Source organism: Actinomyces sp., assembly GCF_030530635.1.
Taxonomy (GTDB): Bacteria; Actinomycetota; Actinomycetes; order Actinomycetales; family Actinomycetaceae; genus Actinomyces.
The window spans coordinates 1-18,591 of sequence record NZ_JAUMUL010000068.1 but is presented as its reverse complement, the minus strand read 5'-3'; the positions used below and the strand labels follow the sequence as shown (position 1 = coordinate 18,591).

Genomic DNA, 18,591 nt, shown 5'->3' with positions numbered 1-18,591 from the left:
CATCCACCGAACTCGGCACGTAACATCTACCGACCTCGGCGAGTGGGGGCGGGGAGGGGCGAGAATAGTCGATCGGGAGCGCTACCAACTCACCGGCACCGGGGCGCCCTCGCGGTAGCCGGAGGCCGACTGGATGCCTACAATCGCCCGCTCGCGGAACTCCGGGATGGAACTCGCGCCGGCGTAGGTGAAGGAGCTGCGCACGCCCGCCACGATGGAGTCGATCAGGTCCTCCACACCGGGGCGCTCGGGGCTGAGGTACATGCGGCCGGCGCTGATGCCCTCCTCGAACAGGGCCTTGCGGGCGCGGTCGAAGGCGTCCTCACCCTCGGTGCGGTCAGCCACCGCCCGGGCCGAGGCCATGCCGAAGCTCTCCTTGTAGGCGCGGCCGTCGGCGTCGTACTGAATGTCACCCGGGGACTCGTGGGTGCCGGCGAACCAGGAGCCGATCATCACATTGGAGGCGCCTGCCGCGAGCGCCAGGGCGACGTCGCGCGGGTGACGCACCCCGCCGTCGGCCCACACGTGCGCGCCCAGGCGCTCCGCCTCCCGGCTGCACTCCAGGACGGCGGAGAACTGTGGGCGGCCCACGCCAGTCTGCATGCGGGTGGTGCACATGGCGCCCGGGCCCACCCCCACCTTGACGATGGACGCGCCGGCGTCGACCAGGTCGCGCACGCCGGCGGCGGTGACCACATTGCCGGCGACGATCGGGAAGGCGCCGGGCAGGGCGGCCCGCACGGCTCGGACCACCTCCCCCATGCGGTCCTGGTGCCCGTGGGCGGTGTCGACGACGATCACGTCCACCCCGGCGTCGGCGAGTTCGACCGCGCGGCGTGCCGGGTCCCCGTTCATGCCGATGGCGGCGCCCACGCGCAACCGGCCGGCGGCGTCGACGGCGGGCCGGTAGATGGTGGAGCGCACGGCCCCGGAGCGAGTGAGCATACCCACCAGGCCGCCGTCGGCGCCCACCACCGGCGCCAGGGTGCGGCGGGCGGCCTTAAGGCGGCTGAAGGCCTCGCGCGGGTCGATCCCCTCCGGCAGGGTGACCAGCTCGGTGCTCATCACCCGCCGCACCTGGGTGAAGCGGTCGACGCCGCTCACGTCGCCCATGTCCACCATGCCAATGGGCGCGTTGGTGCCGGCGTCGACGACGACGGCGGCCCCGTGGGCGCGCTTGGGGATAAGGCCGAGGGCGTAGCCGCAGGTGTGGTGCGGCTTAACCGTCACCGGGGTGTCGTAGACCAGGTGGGAGGCCTTGACCTGGGCGACCGTGTCTACGACGACGTCGAGCGGGATGTCCTGGGGGATGATGGCGATGCCGCCGCGGCGGGCGACGGTCTCCGCCATGCGCTTGCCGGCCACGGCCGTCATATTGGCCACCACCAACGGAATGGTGGTGCCGCTGGCGTCGTCGGTGGTCAGATCCACGCCGGTGCGTGAACCCACGGCGGAGCGGGAGGGAACCATGAATACGTCGTCGTAGGTCAGGTCGAAGGTGGGTGCCATGCCGTTGAGGAACTTCACCGGGAGAGTCTACGGCGGTCCGGCTTCGGTCACCGGTCCACACCGAGGAACGTGGAACGCGGCAGGAGCAGGCAGGCATGGAAAACGCCCCGCAACACCGACTGTTCAGCCGATGACGGGGCGTCGGTGCGCCAGAAGGGACTCGAACCCCCAACCTTCTGATCCGTAGTCAGATGCTCTATCCATTGAGCTACTGGCGCAATCCGGTTCGGACATTCCGGAACATTACTCGCCCATCCCGACACCCACAAATCCTCGAGCCGTGAGTCTGGGCACAGCCTTGATGCGCGACGACAGAAGCACCGACGCGACGGCGGCCGGAGGGACAGGCATCACCTCCGGCCGCCGTCGCGTCAGGTCGTTCTCAGATGCGGTGGCGGCGACGCATCCACAGCAGCACCGCGCCGCCGAGCGTCAGAGCCACGGCAACCAGGCCGAGCGCGGTGTACGCACCGGTCCGGGCCAGAGACCGGTCGCGGACCTTGACGACCGTCGCGTTGCCCGTGTCCGGACGAGACGCCTCGGTCTGCGGTCCGGCCGCTCCCGTCGGGCCGGCGCCTCCGCCTGAGCCTTCGGACGCCGACCGCGTTCCCGTTCCCGCAGACGGTTCAGCCGGCGGTGCCGTAACGGTGTCCGTTCCGGGGGCGGAGGGGCTCGAAGGCCCGATCGGTTCCACCTGCGCCAGTTCGCCGGCTACACGCAACTCGGCGGCGGACACGCCGCTCGCCGCATATGGAGCGACGCTGGTCAGATCCACGCGCACATAGCGCCCGCGCACGGCCTGATCGAGTTCCAAAATGATCGGTACCGGGCGGATCGATATCCGGCGGTCGAACTCGATCTCCACTGTGCCCGCGGACTCCCAGTTCTCACCATCAGTGGACACATGCGCGGTCACTCTCGTGGCACGACTGGAGTTACTGCCTTGCTCGGGTGTGTAGTGGACCTTGGAGACGTCGTAGACGCCCCCGAGGTCGATCGTGTGACTCGCATCGGCGGAAGTTGAGGCGACGTCTGTGAAGATGTTGTCATCCACGGCTGCCTCGGCGCCTTCGGGTGAGGTCACCGTCAAGGACGACTGCGGCAGGTAGCCGGCGGTCTTCCAGTCGATGGTGATCTCCGGGGAGGTCCAGGCGGCCCAGTCGGTGGCCACCGACGTGTCGCCCCCGATCGGGCACACACGCATGGTCAGTATGTAGCTGCCGGTGGGTGCCTGCTGCAGGTTGCCGTCGGCGTCGTAGTAACCGCCGAACCAGACGTACCCGACGTTCTGGCCTCGTACACGCCACTCCGTGTCGGATGCGGCCGGCCCGAGGTAGGTGACGGTGCCGTCGTTGTAGACCCGGGAGACCTCCAACACGGCCCCGCGGTAGGGGATCAGCGGCTCTACGAGCACGACGGGCAGGTCCTCGTAGGCGCCCTCGGTGGTGCGGGTGGAGTCGCCGAACACGTAGCTGCCGGTGTCGACGGGACTTGCGTCCATGTTGACAATGCCGGTTGCGCCACCGAATACCTGAGCGGCGGCCAGGTTGCCCACCACACCCGAGTAGGGGATGCGGATGGTGCGGGAGGCGTCGTCGGGGGTAGCCACCACCCAGCCGCCGTAGAGGTCGCCGTCGGCGCCGTCGGCGGGGGCGGTGATGGTGACCGATACGGTGGCGGAGCCGCCCGCAGGGATCGTGACCTTAGAGCCGTCGGTGGAGACGGTCGCCGCAGTGGTGGTGCCCTGCTGGGGGGCGGAGGCGGGACCGGTGACGGTGACGGCGTCGGTGTGTGACAGCGTGTAGGTGACCTCCCTGTCCGCATGGTTGGTCAGGGTGACCTCCTGGGTGTTTCCGTCCGGGTGGTGCTCGGACTCACCGAGGTTGAGGACGGAGGCGCTGGTGGCGGTGGTGGCCTGGATGGCGGCATCGACGTTGATCAGTCCGGCGCCCTGGTGAGCGACCGGTTCGAGCAGGCCCGCGTCGTCCGCACCCGCCCATGCCAGTGGGGTGGCGGTGGAGCGCAGCCGCCAGGCGACGGCGTCGACCGGGGCGGTGCCGCCGGCCTGCCGGATATCGGGATGCGCCTGCATTATCAGGGCGGCCGCGCCGGCCAGGTACGGGGAGGACATGGAGGTACCCGAGGAGGAGCGGTAACCGCCCTGCTCCAGGGGCCAGGTGGACCATAGGTAGCCGCCGGGGGCGACGACGTCGGGCTTGAGACCGAGGTCGGAGTTCAGACCCCAGGCGCTGAAGGCGGAGACCCGCCCGCCGGTGGTGGTGTTGAACTCGGCGGGCTCCTCAATGAAGGTCAGTTGAGAGTCCCCGGCCAACTCGGCGCGGATGGCATCACCGGATGCCTGGCTGATGGCAACCACCGGGATGGAGATGACGACGCCGTTGCGGCTGCCCAGGCGCACGCCGAGCTGGGCGGGGGCGGAGTTGTCGAAGACGATTCCGGCGGCTCCGGCGGCCTCGGCGTTGGCGGCCTTGGTGAAGAAGTCGCAGACGCCGCGACGCACTAGCACGAACCTGCCCGCGAAGGCGTCGGCGTCAGCGGGTTCGCACAGCAGGGAGGCGTCAGTTACCTCGTCGCCGCCATCAGCCTCCAGGTCCCCGGAGGCTACGAGCGGGTAGCGGACGTCGTCGTTGCGCTGCACGGTGCCGACGTGCCCCTCGGCGACGACGTAGGGGAACCGGCCGTCGGCGCCGACGGAGTCGGAGGAGACGGTCAGGTAGTGGCTGAACGCGATGGTGTTGTCGATACTGCCGGCGGCCAGAACGTGCTCGGCCGCGGCGGGCGATCCCATGCTCCAGACGCCGGCCTCACCGGCGTTGCCCTGGGCGGCGGTGACAACGACGCCCTGGTTGGCGAGCGATTCGGCGGCGGCGGTGATCGGGTAGTCGGTCATCAGCATGTAGTCGGCGCTGACAGAGAGGTTGACGATGTCCATGCCATCGGCGGCGGCCCGCTGCATGGCGGCAACCATGACCACGGCGGTGGAACTGCCTTTGCAGCCGAATATCCGGTAGGCACCGATCTGCGCGTCGGGGGCGACGCCGGTGATCTCCTCGGTGCCGGCTGCGCCCGACGCGGCGGCGATGCCGGCGACGTGGGTGCCGTGGCCGGAGCAGTCATCGGGGTAGGGGTCCGGAATGGGGCGATAGGAGATCTGGGGGGCCACCTCCGCCACTACCGGATCACCAAAGGAGTCGCCAACGAAGTCGTATCCGGCCGTTATCTTGGCGTTGGGGAAGTTGCTGGAGCCGTCCCCCTCGGTGGCGCCCTCACCCGGGGTGCCGGTGCCGCCGAACTCGGTGTGGTCGTAGTCGACACCGGAGTCGATGATGCCGATCTTGACGCCGTCTCCGGTGTAGCCGAGTTCGGACTGGGCTATGTCGGCGCCGGTGAGATCCAGCGCCGTTGACATCTGGGGGGTCACCACCCCCTCTTCCTGCTCCTGGGCGGTACGCGGATCGGCGGCGGTCTCCTCCACGGGCTCCGGGATGCTGATCACCGGCTTGATGGAGGCCACCTGGTCCAGTTCGGCCAGGGATTCGATGGCGGCATCGTCAGCCACGAGGGCGACGCCGTTCCACAGGTCCCCGTACGTGGTGGTGACCTCGGCGTCGATACCCGCCTGCATCATGGCGACGTTCAACTGGTTCTGCTCGGCGATCACGGTGGCGGCGTTGCCGCCGACGGCGATGGCCGGCGAGGAGAGTTCGACGAACCATTGGTTCTCAATGGTTTCGGCCCGAGTGCCATCCGGGAGGATGATGTCGCGGGTGATCTTGACGCTCGGATCGGTGTCGGAGCCTCCAACGGTCAGGTCCGGGACGGCGGGATGGGCGGTCGCGGCGGCGGTCGGCGTGGCTGCGGCAGGCGTGGTCGCGGCCGGTACGAGCAGGGCGAGAGCCGCGAGAGCCGTCACTGCGACGGCGATGGGGCGGCGACGCACCGGCTGCTCAGGGTGCCGTTCAGGGGGTGCGGATCGGTGGTGGCGCACTGTGCTTCTTCCTCGGATTGGGGATAGGGGACGCGTTTTGGAATCAGAGCCAACGCTCCTCACCATACGTTATCAATCCGATACACCGAAAGTGAAGCGGTAGACGCCCAAACAACTATGGTTCGCGTCACTGCGGCGTTCGCCCGGCAGGTTCGCCGACGCCCGTCACCACCTCGCCCCCACAAGGCGAGGGCCCAGGGACTTTTTGTTGGAATTCCAACGTTTGGCGGAGATGGGGAGATTCGAACTCCCGAGGGGTTTTATCCCCAACCTTCTTAGCAGGAAGGCGCACTAGGCCACTATGCGACATCTCCAGTTGCCGGATCGGCCCGATGAGCCTACCCCAACGCACGGGGTGAGGCAACGGCCGAAGCGGAACTCACGTGAAGCACCGGCGATGGCCCGCCGCCACCCGTGGCGGAGAGGGAGGGATTCGAACCCCCGGTGCGCCAGGCGCACAGCGGTTTTCAAGACCGCCACATTCGGCCACTCTGTCACCTCTCCAGGTACGTGCGAAACCCTACCACCTCGCGCCACACATCGCGGTACGCACTCAAGCTATAACACCGATCACAAAACGGGACCTTCGTCCCCTGGGCATCGAGGCAGAGGTCCGATTGGTCGGTGTACTGGATGGTCGCCTTCGGACTGCTCGTAGGTTGGAGCAATGCCATCGGCGGACTGGTTCTGGCGGTGCTTGCGGAGATCGGCTGGACCAACAACTCCTCGTCCGCCGTCTTCTCCTCACTGACCACGGCATGAATGTTCGTGGGAGCGCTGATCGGCGGCGCGATTGGCGATCGCCTGGGACGCGCAACGGCTTCCTGGGATTCGTGGCCTTCCACATCATCACCATGCTGGTCGCGGCCGCCTCCCCGAACATGACCTTCCTCATCGTGGTGCGCGTCTTCATGGGGATCGCGCTCGGCGGCCTGCGAACGGTACTGTTCGCCTCCTGGACGGAGTACGTCCCCTCGCGGGACCGTGGATCCTGGTCCTCCAGGGCCTCCTTCATCGGCAACTGGTCATACCCGATCTGCTCGCTCATCGCCTCCTTCCTCGTCGGCGTCACCAGTCCCGAGGCGAACTGGCGCATCCAGTTCATCATCCCTGCCATCACCTCGACGATTGTGCTCATCATCGTGTGGCGGCTCTTCCCCGAATCACCCCGCTGGCTCGAAACCAAGGGACGCTACCGGGAGGCCAATGAGCTGCTGGACCAGATCGAGGCGGAGGTACAGCGCCGCAACGACATCACCCTGGAACCGGCGGCCGCGGCCGTGGAGGCACACGCGAAGGTCCGGGGCCGGGTGAACCTGCCCTACAGCGCACTGTTCAAGGGAGAACTGCTCAAGCGGGTGATCGTCGGCTCCTTCGCCCTGATCGCCATGAACGTCATCCAGTACACCCTCATCAACTGGCTGCCGACCATGCCGCTCTCCCAGGGCATTGACCTGGCCGACTCCGTGGTGCTGAACACCATGAGCATGTTCGGAGCGCCCATCGGCATCTTCATCGCCGTGTTCATCATCGACCGCTTTCCCCGCCGGGTCTTCGGGATCGGCCTGCTGCTGATCATCGCCGCGCTGGGCTACGTCTACTCCTTGCAGATGTCCATGACCGCCCTGTCCATCGTCGGATTCCTCCTGATCATCTTCGTCTACATGTTCGTCTGCTTCGCCTCGGCCGTCTACGTCCCCGAGATCTGGCCGACCGCGCAGAAGATGCGCGGGCTCGGCATCGCCAACTCGATCGGCCGGATCGTCGCCATCGCCTCCCCCTACCTGGTGGCCTGGTTGCTGACCGAGTTCGGCGTGATCGCCGTATTCATGGTCCTAGGTCTGCTGCTGAGCGCCTGCGCACTGGTGCTGGCGATCTTCGGCATCGAGACGCGGGGGCGCAGCGTCGAAGAGATGGCGCTGGCTATACGCACAGCAAAAGCCGCTTAGTTTCTCAAAGGGGAGATACACACATGAGCACCAATTCAAAGGCCGTACTCGACCACCCCGGCCTGATGACCATCAAGGCCTGCGAGCGCCCGACGCCCGGCCCCGGCGAGGTTCTGATCAAGATCGCCCGGGTCGGAATGTGCGGCTCGGACCTGCACGGCTTCAAGTCCGGCCCCTACATTCCACCGCAACCCGGTCAGGAGGCGGGGCTGGGGCATGAGCCCACGGGCGTCGTCGTCGAGGTCGGTAACCGCGTGACCGACCTGAAGGCCGGCGACCGCGTCTGCATCGAGCCCGGCATCCCCTGCTACACCTGCGAGTTCTGCTTGTCCGGGCACTACAACGTCTGCCCGAATGTGGACTTCATGGCCACCGCGCCCAATTACCGGGGCGCCCTCACCGAGTACCTGGTGCACCCGGCGAACCTCGTCTTCCGTCTGCCCGACGAGCTCACCCTTGATGAGGGAGCCCTCGTGGAACCGGCCTCGGTGGCCGTGCACGCCGTCGAGATGGCGGGCACGCTCCTGGGCAGGACCGTCGTCATACTCGGGGCGGGCGCCGTCGGCCTCATGGTCTCCATGGTCGCCCGCATGGCCGGTGCGCGCACGATCGTCGCCGTCGATCTGCAGGACGGCAGGCTACAGACCGCGCGCAGGCTGGGCGTCAACGCCACGGTGAATAGCGGTGAGGACGATCCGGTCACCCGGATTAAGTAGGTCGCCGATGCCCTGGGGTACATCGACTACTTCTTCCCCAACGCCGAAGAGGCCATCACCCTGACGGGAGCCCGCGACGAGTCCGAGGCGGCGGCGGTGCTGGAGCGCCACGGCGTGACTAATACGGTGCTGAAGGTCGGCGCGCGCGGCTGCCTGGTTCACAACGCCGACACCAGCGAGATCGTCCCCGCCGTCGGTCGCGACGCGGTGGACACGACGGGGGCGGGGGATAACTTCGCCGCCGGTTATATCTGTGTTCTGCTGCGCGGAATGAACCCGGTGGACGCGGCCGTGTTCGCCAACGGGGTCGCCTGCCTGTCGGTGACCCGGCTGGGCGCCACCGCGGCCGTGCGGTCATTGGAGCAGGTCGAGGAGTTCATTGCCGGCATTGAGGCCACAGGCACGTGAAGCAGGGGGTCGGCTGGCCCAGTGGGCTGTCGATGAGCGCGCGTTGTCGTCCTGGTGTCGACATCCGCGGACACGCGCACACTGACTACGAGGCCCCGCTTCGCTGGATGAGTTGCATGGCCCGTATGACGGGACTATCGGCCTCCCGCATGCCGTGCGCTGGCAGTCCGATCGGCTCGGCGTAGATGTGGGTGTGGTTGGCTGGCGGCGCATGGCCTACCAAGCGTTGCTCGCAGAAGGAACCGCTGATAAGCAACGACGGCTCATGAACCGGGACCGGCTTGTCGAGACGTGGCCGATTCTGAACATGGATGCACGCATGCGCCACCTGTGGGAGGGACGGTTTCCCGAATTGCAAGTGACCGCGTGACCGGAGTACAGGAGGAATAGCGCCGCATCACGCTCCTGTCCCTGGAAGCCGCCGGCGAAGAAAGCGGCTTCGCCCTGGCCGGGTCGGGTGCGATCCGTGAGCACGGCTTGATCGACCGGCCCACGGAGGATGTGGACCTGTTCACTGTCGAGCAGGCGCAGACCCGGTTTCGTGCGTCACTCGTTCAGGTCATCGCGGCGCTTGGCGCTGCCGGCTACACCGTGGAGACTCGTCATCGGCAGGATGCATTCGCCCAGTTCACCGTTATCAATCGGCAGGGACTCAGCACCGACGTCGACCTGGGGGCCGACTGGCGCACCCTCCCGCCCGGACGTTTGGAAATCGGCCTGGAGGGTTATTCATAGGGGTGATTCGCCGCTGCGAAGTTACCGCGTTTTCTGCGTGATTGTGAGCAAGGATTGTGATTGCGTGGAGGTGCTGCCGGTGGGGTGATAACCCTCCGACTACCGCATCTTTCTACGGGAAGAGCTGGATTCGGTGGGTGTCGTGGGTTGCCGTGGGGGGTGTCCGCCGTCGGCGTGCCTTGTTTGGGCCGCTTGGCTCTGTTTGGGTCGTCAGCCTCGATTTGGACCGCGTTACTCTGTTTGGACCGCCGTAGTGTGCTACTAGGGCGGTCCAAACAGACTTATGGGATCCAAACCGACGTATGGGGTCCAAACAGATGCAGGCGGTCCAAACGTGGAGTGGTTCGCTCAGAACCTTGACAACGTGGAACGCATCCACCCCGAAGAGGTGCGTATCTATCACGTCACTCTCGACCAGCTCGCCGGCGTCAAAGACCGTATGAAGGCGTGGGCCACCGCTATCCGCACGCGCCCGACGTGAGCGCACGCAGGCCAGATTGCACGGCCGGATCGAGCAGGGCTGAGGCGGCGGGGGGAGACGTCACGGCGTTGAGGAGTGGCGCGCCGGCTATCGTTTTTGACAGTCCGCCCCGAAATCAATCAGCTAGGCGATGTCGTAGTTGAAGCGGTAGCGGGCGGCGGTGATGTGTTGGCGACCCACATAGATGAGACGCCCAGCGTCGTCGAGTATCTCCCGGTAGAAGAAGAAAAGCGGGTCCCCGACCAGGACCTGCAGCAGTTCCGCCTGGGAGGAGGTGGCTGCGAGCGCATCGATGTAGGAGTTGCGCGACCCGCCGATACGCACCCCGTGCTCCGCCAGGACCTCGAACAGCGAGCCCTCAAGCGGTGCCTCCTCCAGGAATGCCAAGCGACTGTACGGGTAGTAGTTGTCCTCGATCATGATGGGGACGCCGTCGGCGTAGTGCAGTCGCTGGATGTTCAGCACCTGCGTGTCGGTCAGCTCGGTCGGCGGGGTGAAGGCGGAAGGCGGGTCCTCCAACAGTGTCCGGGCCAGTACTTTGGCGGACGGGGTCATGCCGCTGGCCCGGCAGGACTCGGAGAAGCTGGAGATGTGCTCGATCTTCTTGGCGATCTTGCTCTGGCTGACGAAGGTGCCCTTGCCCTGACGCTTGACGAGCAGCCCGTGTTCGCAGAGCTCCTCAATGGCCCGCCTGATGGTTATCCGGCTGACTCCGTACATGGTGGCCAGTTCGGGCTCGGTGGGAATACGCCCGCCGGGCCGAAACTCGCCGGAGTCAATGGCCGCGCGCAAGGACTGCATGACTTGAGCGAACAGCGGTCTGGTGCTCTGTCGATCCAATGGAACAGCCCGTGTCGGCGTCATCGCATCCTCCTAACGCGGCCGGGGTCATGAGGCTATACCACCGTACGACAACGGGTCGGCCCGCTCGGATGCCGCTCAAGGGACCAGTCATGCGCATGACCGGGATCGGCGGCCGCTCACCCCCGGCCGAACAGGCCGCGGCGGCGGGTCTGGCCCCGTGAGTCGGCCGCGGTCTCGCGCCGGGCCGGTGCGTCCAGGAGGCCCTCGCTCAGCGCCTGTCCCACCGTCGGCCACACGGGCATGCGGGCGGCCAGCGTCATCTGCAGGGCGTGATAGATGTCCGGATGCCCCTCCCAGGTGCGGGTGGACAGCTCGTTCGCCTGGTTCAGCTCGTGGGTCCACACGCCGGGGGCGGTGATGAGGAACTCCTCGGCGTAGTCGATCCAGGAGCGGTAGCAGTGCTCGTAGTGCTCGACGTCGATCTCGCCACGGCCGGCGTCGAGCAGCGCCCGGCGGATGGCGGCAGCGGCCGACACGCCCTCACAGACCACCCAGTGCATGCGCTCATGGACGATGGGGCGGCCGTCGAAGTCGGTGGTGTAGACGAAACCGGGGGCGCCGTCGGCCCGCCAGCCGTCGGTGCGAGCGCGTTCGAAGAGTTGTTCCGCGGCGTCCAGCATCCAGTCGGGGGTGGGCAGGGAGCGGGCGACCAGGGCGGCGCGTGCCTGCACGGTCAGGCGCGACCACTCCAGGCCGTGGCCGGGGGTGACGCCGTAGGGGCGGAAGGGGTGGGCGGGGGCGTCGCGGTTGTAGTCCAGACGCGGCTTCCACTTGGTGTCGTAGTGTTCGGGCAGCCTCCAGTCGTGAGCGCGGGCCTGAATATTGACGGCATAGTCGACGATCTGGACGGCACGGACGAGCCAGCTGGTGTCTCCGGTGACGTCGGAGGTGGCCAGATAGGCCTCCATCGTGTGCATGGCGGCGTTGATGCCGCGGTAGTCCTCCGGGTCGGTGAAGTCGGCGGCGTAGGACTCGATGGGCAGACCGTAGGTGTCGTCCCACCAGTAGCGGTTCTGGTTCTCCATGGCATCCAGCAGCAGCTCGTGTGCGCCGGGGCGGTTGGCAGCCGTGGCCGCGGCGGCGGCCAGCAGCACGAAGGCGTGCTGGTAGCACTCCTTGCGGGCGTCGGCGTCCACGGGGATGCCGTGGCCGTCGTCGTCGAGCTCATGGCGGACGGCGGAGTACCAGCCGCCGTGCTCGTAGTCGCGCATCACCTTGCTCAGGGCGCGCACGCCGTGGTCGGCGTAGCGGCGGCAGCCGGGGATGCCCAGCAGCGCCCCCAGGGAGAAGGCGAAGGTCATGCGACCGGTGATCCACAGTTCTACGGGGTGGCTGGTGTCGACGACGCCGTCGGTGCCGATCCAGCCGAAGCCGGCGGGCACCTTGGCCGCTCGCGCGTAGCGCAGTAGCGCGTGTGTCTCCTCCGCCAACCAGCGGTTGTGCTCGGGGGCGCCGAACCATCCCAGTCCCATGAGTCCTCCTCGACCCGGAGTCGTGGCCCGGACCTGTATGCCGGGGTCACCCCGAACGTTAGCAGGCGGGGCGGCGGCAGTGTGCGGCGCGGGCCGTCAGAGTTCACGGGGGTCAGAACTCAGAGTATCTGGGAGACTGCGTCGAACTCGTGGCGGCCGGCACGCGGGTGGAAGGCGTCGTCGTCGCCGTGCCCGACGATGACGACGGCGATGGTCTGCCAGGGACGGTCGGCGTGGAACTCGGAGTCGATTCCGGGCAGGTCGGCACCGGTCATGACGCCGACGTCGAGCCCCTCGGCGCGCAGGGCAAGCACCAGATATCCGAGCTGGATCAGCGCGGAGTCACGGGCGAGTCCCTGCCGCATCTCCATGGAGCCAGACAGACGCCGGAGCATCTGCTCGGAGGCGCCGAGTTCCCGCATGGACTTGTCCAGGGCGAGGTCGGCGGAGATGATCATGGCCAGCGGCGCGCCGAGCACCGGCTCCTGGTTGATCCCCGCCATCAGCGGCGCCAGGCGTCGGCGGGCCTCCGGTGAGGCGAGCAGATCCAGACGCATGGGCTGGGAGTTCAGTGCAGTGGGGGCCCAGCGAGCATTGTCGTAGGCGCGGCGCACCTGCTCGATCGGTGCCGGCTCGTCCCGGAACGAGCGGGCCGTGTGGGCGTCGGAGAAGAGCGCTGCGAGGAGGGATTCATCGGATGCGGCGTCATGACTGCTCATGCTGGAAGCAACCGCCTTGCTGCCAAGACTATTCCGGACCCGTCGCGGAGCACCTGTTGCGGTTCCTCCCGACCAGCCGCCCACCGCTCACGCGTCCCCGACGCGGGTTAGGGCTTGCCGCTACACCACACTTCTTCGCAGCAACATGTATCCACCCGCCAACGAGAGCAGCGGGTAGCCCACCGCTGCGGTAACGAGAGCCGGATAGCTCACAGCGTTGACCACCACCGCATCCGCCGATGTCAAATAACCGAACACGTTATTGGGGAGCCATCGGCTGAGGAACTCCGCGACGCCGAGCGGTATGAGCCCCAATACTATAGGGGCAATCAGAGTAATCGCGACATATATTCCTAAAGCAACCGCGGGACGCCTGAATAGGAAAGCAAGCCCCGCAGCGAACAGTGCGCTGCACACTCCCGTAAAGCACTGAACGAAGATCTGTCTCCACACCATCGGGTCAGCCAAGCTGATTGTATAAGGCGAACCGGAAAGCAGCAGCGCCTCAGCTGGCACCAGTACCACCAACAAGGCAAATAAAACGCCCGCGCTGCCAAGCACCGGTGGCAGCGATTTCGTCAACACGTAACGTAGCGGCCTTTGGCTGGCGGCGTACGTCGTGTATATGAATCCCGATTCCCACTCCGAGCAGATGAACACTATCGCCGCCAGACCGAAAAATATCTGAGCGAAGGAAAACCCGAACCCCGAAATCTCATAGAGGAACGAGGTGTCAGTCAACGGCTCGCCGGACATGTACGAAGAACGAACGGAGAACGCAACGGCACATGCCATACCGCCCATGACCACCACGCCCGTCAATACACAAGCCCACACCACTCGATACCCAGCGAGCACACGGGACTGAACCCGTAGCTCAGAGAAACGCGACATCTTGTAAGAGTCCATTTTCCAATCACCTGACCGAACCGGACGAAACCGAAAGGTAAAAATCCTCGAGAGAGGTCGACTCGGCTTCGAGACGCAGTGGCACGAAGGCGTTGTCACGCAGCAGCATACCCAACACCTCCGGCTCGCACGAACGAACTAGAACCACGCCGTCACCAAAGCGGGCGTCTATACCCGCCCGCCGGCAAACCTCAACGAGACGATCATTCTCGGTTGTCGACACGAAAATCCTGCCGCGCGAAGACACCGCATCCTCGAGAGCACCCGTCCAACTAACCCGAGCCTGCTTAATGATCGTAAGGGAATCCGCTATCTCCTGCACCTCACTGAGCGTATGCGAGGACAACAGCACACCACCTCCCGTGTCTCTAAATTCTCGAAGAAAGTCACGCAACCAGATGATGCCGTCGGGATCAAGTCCGTTCATGGGCTCATCGAGTATCAGATATCGCGGTTCCGCGAGCAACGCAATCGCCAGATTCAGACGTTGTCTCATGCCGAGCGAGTACGACCCAACACGTCGATCCGCCGCGTAAGCAATACCAACCTGCTCTGCAACAAACTCCACCCGGCTATCTGGAATGCCGTAACCCCTAGCCACTGAGCGCATGGCAACGCCACCCGTTATACCTCCAATTACGCCCTGCCGATCCAACACGCAGCCAAATAACGACCACGGGCTCGGGAGTTCGTGTACCGGCGTCCCGTCAATCAGGCACACACCATCATCGGGTTGTTCCATGCCCACGCACATGCGCAGCGTCGTGGATTTACCGGCACCGTTCGGCCCGACGAACCCGACTATACCGCCGGGACGCACCTCCACCGACACATCAGACACCGCGATCACATCCCCGTACCGCTTGCTCACATTCTTGATCTCTATCATGTCACCTTCACTTCAAGCACCTGCCGAACCCTGTGCTACACAGAGTCCAAAGGCGCACCCATTATTCCAGTAGAAACTATCTCTGTTGAGTTATCGAATCGGTTTTCCACTGACCAACATCGACAGTAGACATGATGGGGACCCTTATTGTTCTGTGGCGCGACAGGGTTGAACTGCTTGGAGCGAGCGTATCGCGCGTGCAGGGCTTCGGCAACCCAGCACTCAAACGTAGTGGGCCCGGCTGGCGGGGTCGGAGCGCAGCGTGGCGAAGGCTGACAGAAACATGGCTCTCTTGAGGCGCTTGTTGCCCGCGTGGGCGACGCACCTGGCCGCGGATGGAGACCCCGACCGCCGGGTGAAAGCGTTGATGGAGCTGAGTGTGGGGCATGGTGCGGGCAGCGTCGGCGATCATGGCCGCGCACTTCGGGTCGGTCTTGGAGCCGGCCAGGGCGGTGGCCCAGTGCTCGGCCTTGCCCACGCCCCGTTGGACCGCCCACGCCCCGTTGCGTCGCTGTGTCGTCATCCACCGCTTGTGCCTTGTCATGCCGGCTCCTGACAGGGGCGGTCGCCACAGCTCCTGCTCCACGCCACCGGATGAGGTTCGGCACCGCCCGGGTGAGATGCTGGCTTTGGCGGCGGTGGGGGCGCTGCTCGGCTGCCGCACCATGTTGGCGATCATCTGCTACGCCACTTCGGGGTTAACAACGCCTGTTGACGGTCTGCTGAAGGGTTCTTAGGTGTACAGCAGAAGGTTAAGTAGCGTTGTTAACGTCCAACCGGCGCAGCAGGCACCTCAGCCCACCCCAACCATCACACCCTCAAACCGGAAGAGCCTCATTGTCGTACGGCATGACTTGACTAGGCCCCTTCCCCGGGCCAGGGCCCGGTCAGTCCAACAGGATCACACCCCGCGGTCGGCCGAGGAAAACCGAGCGACGTGTTCGACACCAGGAAGTTACCACACCGCCACCGAGTGCGGGAGGCGTTCACCCGCTGATCTCGATCAGGGAAGAAGCCCTCACTTGGGCCAGGCGGCCTCCGCCTGGGCCAGCGCCTCCTTGGAGCCCAGCTCGCCGCGGGTCCACTGGTTCAGGGCGCTCCACAGCACGTCCGTGCCCACAGTTGACGGCATCGAGTCGGAGGCGTCGAAGCGGATCACGGACTGGCGCGATTGCAGCAGCAAAGTAGCGCGCCTAGCCACATCGGAGCGTATTTTCGAGGCATCCACACTGCGGTTGGCGGTGGCCACGCCGCCGAGGTCGACTCGTCTCTGCGCCCACTCGGGGCTGGTCAGGTATGTCATGACCGCCTTGACGGCCTCGGGATCCGTCCCGTCCTCGCCGCCCTGGCCGGGTTGGGATGCAGTCGCAGACAAATCCACCAGGAAGTCCCCGCCGACTATCACCGGTTGGCCGGCGGCGTCGTCGTCCGCAACACCGGGCACCAGGAACGCGGAGACCACCCCGCCCGTCGTCGCGGCCGTCCGGGAGGCGGTGGCCTGCTCGGTCGCACTTGCCGTCGGCGCGGCGGAGCCGGCCGTCCCCGTACCGGTGGCGGTCCCGGGGGCGGTGGCCGCCGCACCACCGGCGGCTACGACCTGCGCCTCGGCGGGCAGCAGGTTCTCATACCCTGAGGAGGCGTGCAGCATGTAGCAGGAGCCGTCCAACAACTGCTCGCCGGCAGCCTCCAGGGTGGTCTCGGAGGCGCCTACGCCACCGCCGGGCACATGTCCGGCGGTCAGGAGCAGATCACCGACCGTGTCCAAGGCGCGCACGGCGGAGGCATCGTCGAGGGCGACGGCGTGGCCGGCCCAGGCGTCGTAGGCGCCCACGCCGCCGGTGGCCAGCAGGGTCTCCTCGAGCCAGTCGCTGACGGCCCAGCCGCTGGAGTCGCCGTCGGATGCCCCCAGGCACCAGGGTGTGGCACCGGAACGCTGGGCGGCCTCATCGGCGCCCGGGTCACCGGCCCCGGCGTCGGCAGCGTTGTCGGCGTTGTCGGCGGTGATGCGCCTGGTCAGTGCCACCAGTTCATCCCAGGTGGTGGGAACCTGGTAACCGGCCTGCGTGAAGGCCACCGGCGAGTACCAGACGAAGGACTTCACCGACGCCATAAGCGGTGCGGCGTAAAGCACACCGCCCACCGAACCGGCCTCCATCCAGGAGCGGTCCCAGCCGAGTTCAACGTTGGCGCCCACCGAGTCGGGCAGGGCCGCCAGCCTGCCGGAGCGAGCCAGGTCGCCCACCAGGCCCGGCTGTGGGACGACAGCCAGGTCCGGAAGGTCCGCGCCCGCCTCGGCCCCGGGCCCCGGCTCCTCCAAGTGCCCGCGCAGCAGAGTCTCCAGATCGTCCGAGCCGGTGTGGGTCACGTCGATTCCGGTGCACTCCTCGAACTGCTCCAAGGAAGTGTCGAAGCGCTCCGCCTCGGTGCCGGTGAAGGCAGTGGCAATAGTGACCGTGGTGCCCTCGGGAAAGTCGACCTCGGCCAACCCGGCGCACGGTTGCGTGGCGGAGGCGGCAGGATCGGCGTCATCGACCGTCGAGCAGGCGGCCAGGCCGCCCGTCAGCAGTAGGAGTGCAGCCGCTGCGGGGGCGAGGTGGGCGGCCATCCGCCGCGGGGTGATCCACGACCGTTTCATGAGCTCCTCCGGGTTCGTTCCACAACGGCGTCCAGCACGGCCGCACAACCATCGTGCCATACCGTATCGGTAACGATATCTCCCTGTTCCTTTACCCACTGTGGTGCCGAACCCATCACGGCCCCGACACCCGCCCAGCGCAGCATCTCCACGTCGTTGGTCCCGTCCCCTACGGCGACGGCGTAACCGGCGTATGTACCCAGCCGGGTCACCAGCGCCTGAAGGGCGGAGGCCTTGGTGATGCCCTGCGGGGCGACGTCCAGCCAGGCGGTCCAGCCGACCGCGTACTCCACCGAATGCAGGTCGGCCCGTCCGACCACGGCGCTGAACTCGTCCACCGGCATGCCCGGGGCGCGCAGCACCACCCGGGTCACCTCCGCGCTACGCAGTTCATCCAGGGAGACGACGGTCTGCTTCTCCATGAGTTCGCCGTCGGGGAAGGGCCGGGACACCCGGAAGCCGGCCCCCAGGTCCTCCACCGCAACGATGCCGTCCGGAACCGCCTCCAGCAGGGCGTCGATGGCGGTGGCCGGGTTGAAGGTGCGCGAGTCGACGATCTCGTAACCGCCCGGGAAGGCCGGGTCCATACGCAGCGTAATGGCGCCATTGGCGCAGACCATCCACCCGTCGGTCAGCCCCAGGCGGCGGGCGACCGGCACTGCGGCGGTGATTCCGCGCCCGGTGGCGATCACCACCTGCACCCCCCGGTGACGCAGGCGGGCGATCGCGGCCATGACGCGCTCGGATATGCGACCCTCCAGGTCGAGGATGGTGCCGTCCACGTCCAGGGCCGCCACCATGCGCTCATCCGGTACCAGGTAGGGCCGACCACCCTCGCCGTCGGCCTCCAGCCGATCCAGGTCTGCCATGCGGGCACGCACGAGCGCGTGATAGTCGTCATGAGACAGCGAGCGGTCGTAGCCGGGTCCGTAGACGCCGACCGTCTGGGAGTTCCAGGCGGCCGATCCGATCAGGGCGGCGCCGTCGTGCTGGTTGTCACCCTTCCGGTCGAGCGGGGCGGGCGCTTCCTCGGCCATACCGTCAGGCAACCGGCTCGATGACCTCGAGGCCACCCAGGTAGGGTCGCAGACCCTCCGGAACGACGATGCTCCCATCCGCGCGCTGCTGGTTCTCCAGGATGGCGACCATCCAGCGGGTGGTGGCCAGGGTGCCGTTGAGGGTGGCCACCGGGGCGGTCTTGCCGTCGCGCCGCTCCCGGATGGACAGGCGACGGGCCTGGAAGGTGGTGCAGTTGGAGGTGGAGGTGACCTCCATCCAGCGGTTCTGGGTGGGCAG

General features: G+C 66.6%; 15 protein-coding genes, 3 tRNA genes and 2 pseudogenes. 6 read left to right on the top strand and 14 right to left on the bottom strand.

Annotated features, from left to right (window positions below; all coding sequences use genetic code 11):
* Positions 1-81 precede the first annotated feature (81 nt).
* The 5 genes from Q4A20_RS12945 to Q4A20_RS12925 form a co-directional block, all read right to left on the bottom strand.
* Positions 82-1,527, bottom strand: a complete 1,446-nt coding sequence (locus tag Q4A20_RS12945; RefSeq protein ID WP_303123552.1) for a GuaB1 family IMP dehydrogenase-related protein — start codon at positions 1,525-1,527, stop codon at positions 82-84.
* A gap of 127 nt (positions 1,528-1,654) precedes the next feature.
* A tRNA-Arg gene (locus tag Q4A20_RS12940) sits at positions 1,655-1,727 on the bottom strand.
* 164 nt (positions 1,728-1,891) lie between these two features.
* Complete coding sequence (locus Q4A20_RS12935) at positions 1,892-5,518, bottom strand: S8 family serine peptidase (RefSeq protein WP_303123551.1); 3,627 nt, start codon at positions 5,516-5,518, stop codon at positions 1,892-1,894.
* A 224-nt stretch (positions 5,519-5,742) separates the two neighbouring features.
* Positions 5,743-5,832: transfer RNA gene (locus Q4A20_RS12930), tRNA-Ser, on the bottom strand.
* 101 nt (positions 5,833-5,933) lie between these two features.
* A tRNA-Ser gene (locus Q4A20_RS12925) sits at positions 5,934-6,022 on the bottom strand.
* Between the two features lie 120 nt (positions 6,023-6,142).
* On the opposite strand from Q4A20_RS12925, the gene Q4A20_RS12920 reads away from it, so the two are divergent.
* The 6 genes from Q4A20_RS12920 to Q4A20_RS12895 all read left to right on the top strand — a co-directional run bounded on the left by Q4A20_RS12920 (position 6,143) and on the right by Q4A20_RS12895 (position 9,807).
* Positions 6,143-6,280, top strand: coding sequence for a hypothetical protein (locus Q4A20_RS12920; RefSeq protein WP_303123549.1), 138 nt, complete (start codon positions 6,143-6,145; stop codon positions 6,278-6,280).
* On the top strand, positions 6,277-7,467 hold the full coding sequence (locus tag Q4A20_RS12915; RefSeq protein ID WP_303123548.1) for an MFS transporter: 1,191 nt from the start codon (positions 6,277-6,279) through the stop codon (positions 7,465-7,467). Before Q4A20_RS12920 ends, Q4A20_RS12915 begins: the two co-directional genes overlap by 4 nt.
* Positions 7,468-7,490: 23 nt before the next feature.
* The gene (locus Q4A20_RS12910) at positions 7,491-8,183 is read left to right on the top strand and encodes an alcohol dehydrogenase catalytic domain-containing protein (RefSeq protein ID WP_303123547.1); all 693 of its coding nucleotides are present in this window, start codon (positions 7,491-7,493) and stop codon (positions 8,181-8,183) included.
* Positions 8,184-8,195: 12 nt separating this feature from the next.
* The gene (locus Q4A20_RS12905; protein WP_303123554.1) at positions 8,196-8,591 is read left to right on the top strand and encodes a carbohydrate kinase family protein; all 396 of its coding nucleotides are present in this window, start codon (positions 8,196-8,198) and stop codon (positions 8,589-8,591) included.
* 396 nt (positions 8,592-8,987) lie between these two features.
* Positions 8,988-9,326: a nucleotidyl transferase AbiEii/AbiGii toxin family protein gene (locus Q4A20_RS12900; RefSeq protein ID WP_368502481.1), complete on the top strand. Its 339-nt coding sequence runs from the start codon at positions 8,988-8,990 to the stop codon at positions 9,324-9,326.
* A 334-nt stretch (positions 9,327-9,660) separates the two neighbouring features.
* On the top strand, positions 9,661-9,807 hold the full coding sequence (locus tag Q4A20_RS12895; protein ID WP_303123546.1) for a hypothetical protein: 147 nt from the start codon (positions 9,661-9,663) through the stop codon (positions 9,805-9,807).
* A gap of 123 nt (positions 9,808-9,930) precedes the next feature.
* Here the strand turns inward: Q4A20_RS12895 and Q4A20_RS12890 are convergent, their stop codons facing one another.
* From Q4A20_RS12890 to Q4A20_RS12850, 9 genes and pseudogenes are all read right to left on the bottom strand, one after another.
* Positions 9,931-10,608: a GntR family transcriptional regulator gene (locus Q4A20_RS12890; protein WP_303123545.1), complete on the bottom strand. Its 678-nt coding sequence runs from the start codon at positions 10,606-10,608 to the stop codon at positions 9,931-9,933.
* Between the two features lie 179 nt (positions 10,609-10,787).
* On the bottom strand, positions 10,788-12,143 hold the full coding sequence (locus Q4A20_RS12885; RefSeq protein WP_303123544.1) for an AGE family epimerase/isomerase: 1,356 nt from the start codon (positions 12,141-12,143) through the stop codon (positions 10,788-10,790).
* A gap of 119 nt (positions 12,144-12,262) precedes the next feature.
* Entirely contained in the window at positions 12,263-12,862 is a 600-nt protein-coding gene (locus Q4A20_RS12880; RefSeq protein WP_303123543.1) for a malonic semialdehyde reductase, read from the bottom strand.
* A 120-nt stretch (positions 12,863-12,982) separates the two neighbouring features.
* On the bottom strand, positions 12,983-13,771 hold the full coding sequence (locus tag Q4A20_RS12875) for a hypothetical protein (protein WP_303123542.1): 789 nt from the start codon (positions 13,769-13,771) through the stop codon (positions 12,983-12,985).
* A gap of 7 nt (positions 13,772-13,778) precedes the next feature.
* Positions 13,779-14,660, bottom strand: coding sequence for an ATP-binding cassette domain-containing protein (locus tag Q4A20_RS12870; protein ID WP_303123541.1), 882 nt, complete (start codon positions 14,658-14,660; stop codon positions 13,779-13,781).
* A gap of 76 nt (positions 14,661-14,736) precedes the next feature.
* Positions 14,737-14,969 (bottom strand): annotated as a pseudogene (locus Q4A20_RS12865) (hypothetical protein); the annotation flags it as partial.
* A gap of 709 nt (positions 14,970-15,678) precedes the next feature.
* Positions 15,679-17,295 (bottom strand): ABC transporter substrate-binding protein, encoded by a 1,617-nt coding sequence (locus tag Q4A20_RS12860; protein WP_303123540.1) that lies wholly within the window; start codon positions 17,293-17,295, stop codon positions 15,679-15,681.
* The gene (locus Q4A20_RS12855) at positions 17,292-18,332 is read right to left on the bottom strand and encodes an HAD-IIB family hydrolase (RefSeq protein WP_303123539.1); all 1,041 of its coding nucleotides are present in this window, start codon (positions 18,330-18,332) and stop codon (positions 17,292-17,294) included. The genes Q4A20_RS12860 and Q4A20_RS12855 overlap by 4 nt, the downstream gene beginning before the upstream one ends.
* A gap of 4 nt (positions 18,333-18,336) precedes the next feature.
* A pseudogene (locus tag Q4A20_RS12850) lies at positions 18,337-18,591 on the bottom strand (serine--tRNA ligase); the annotation flags it as partial.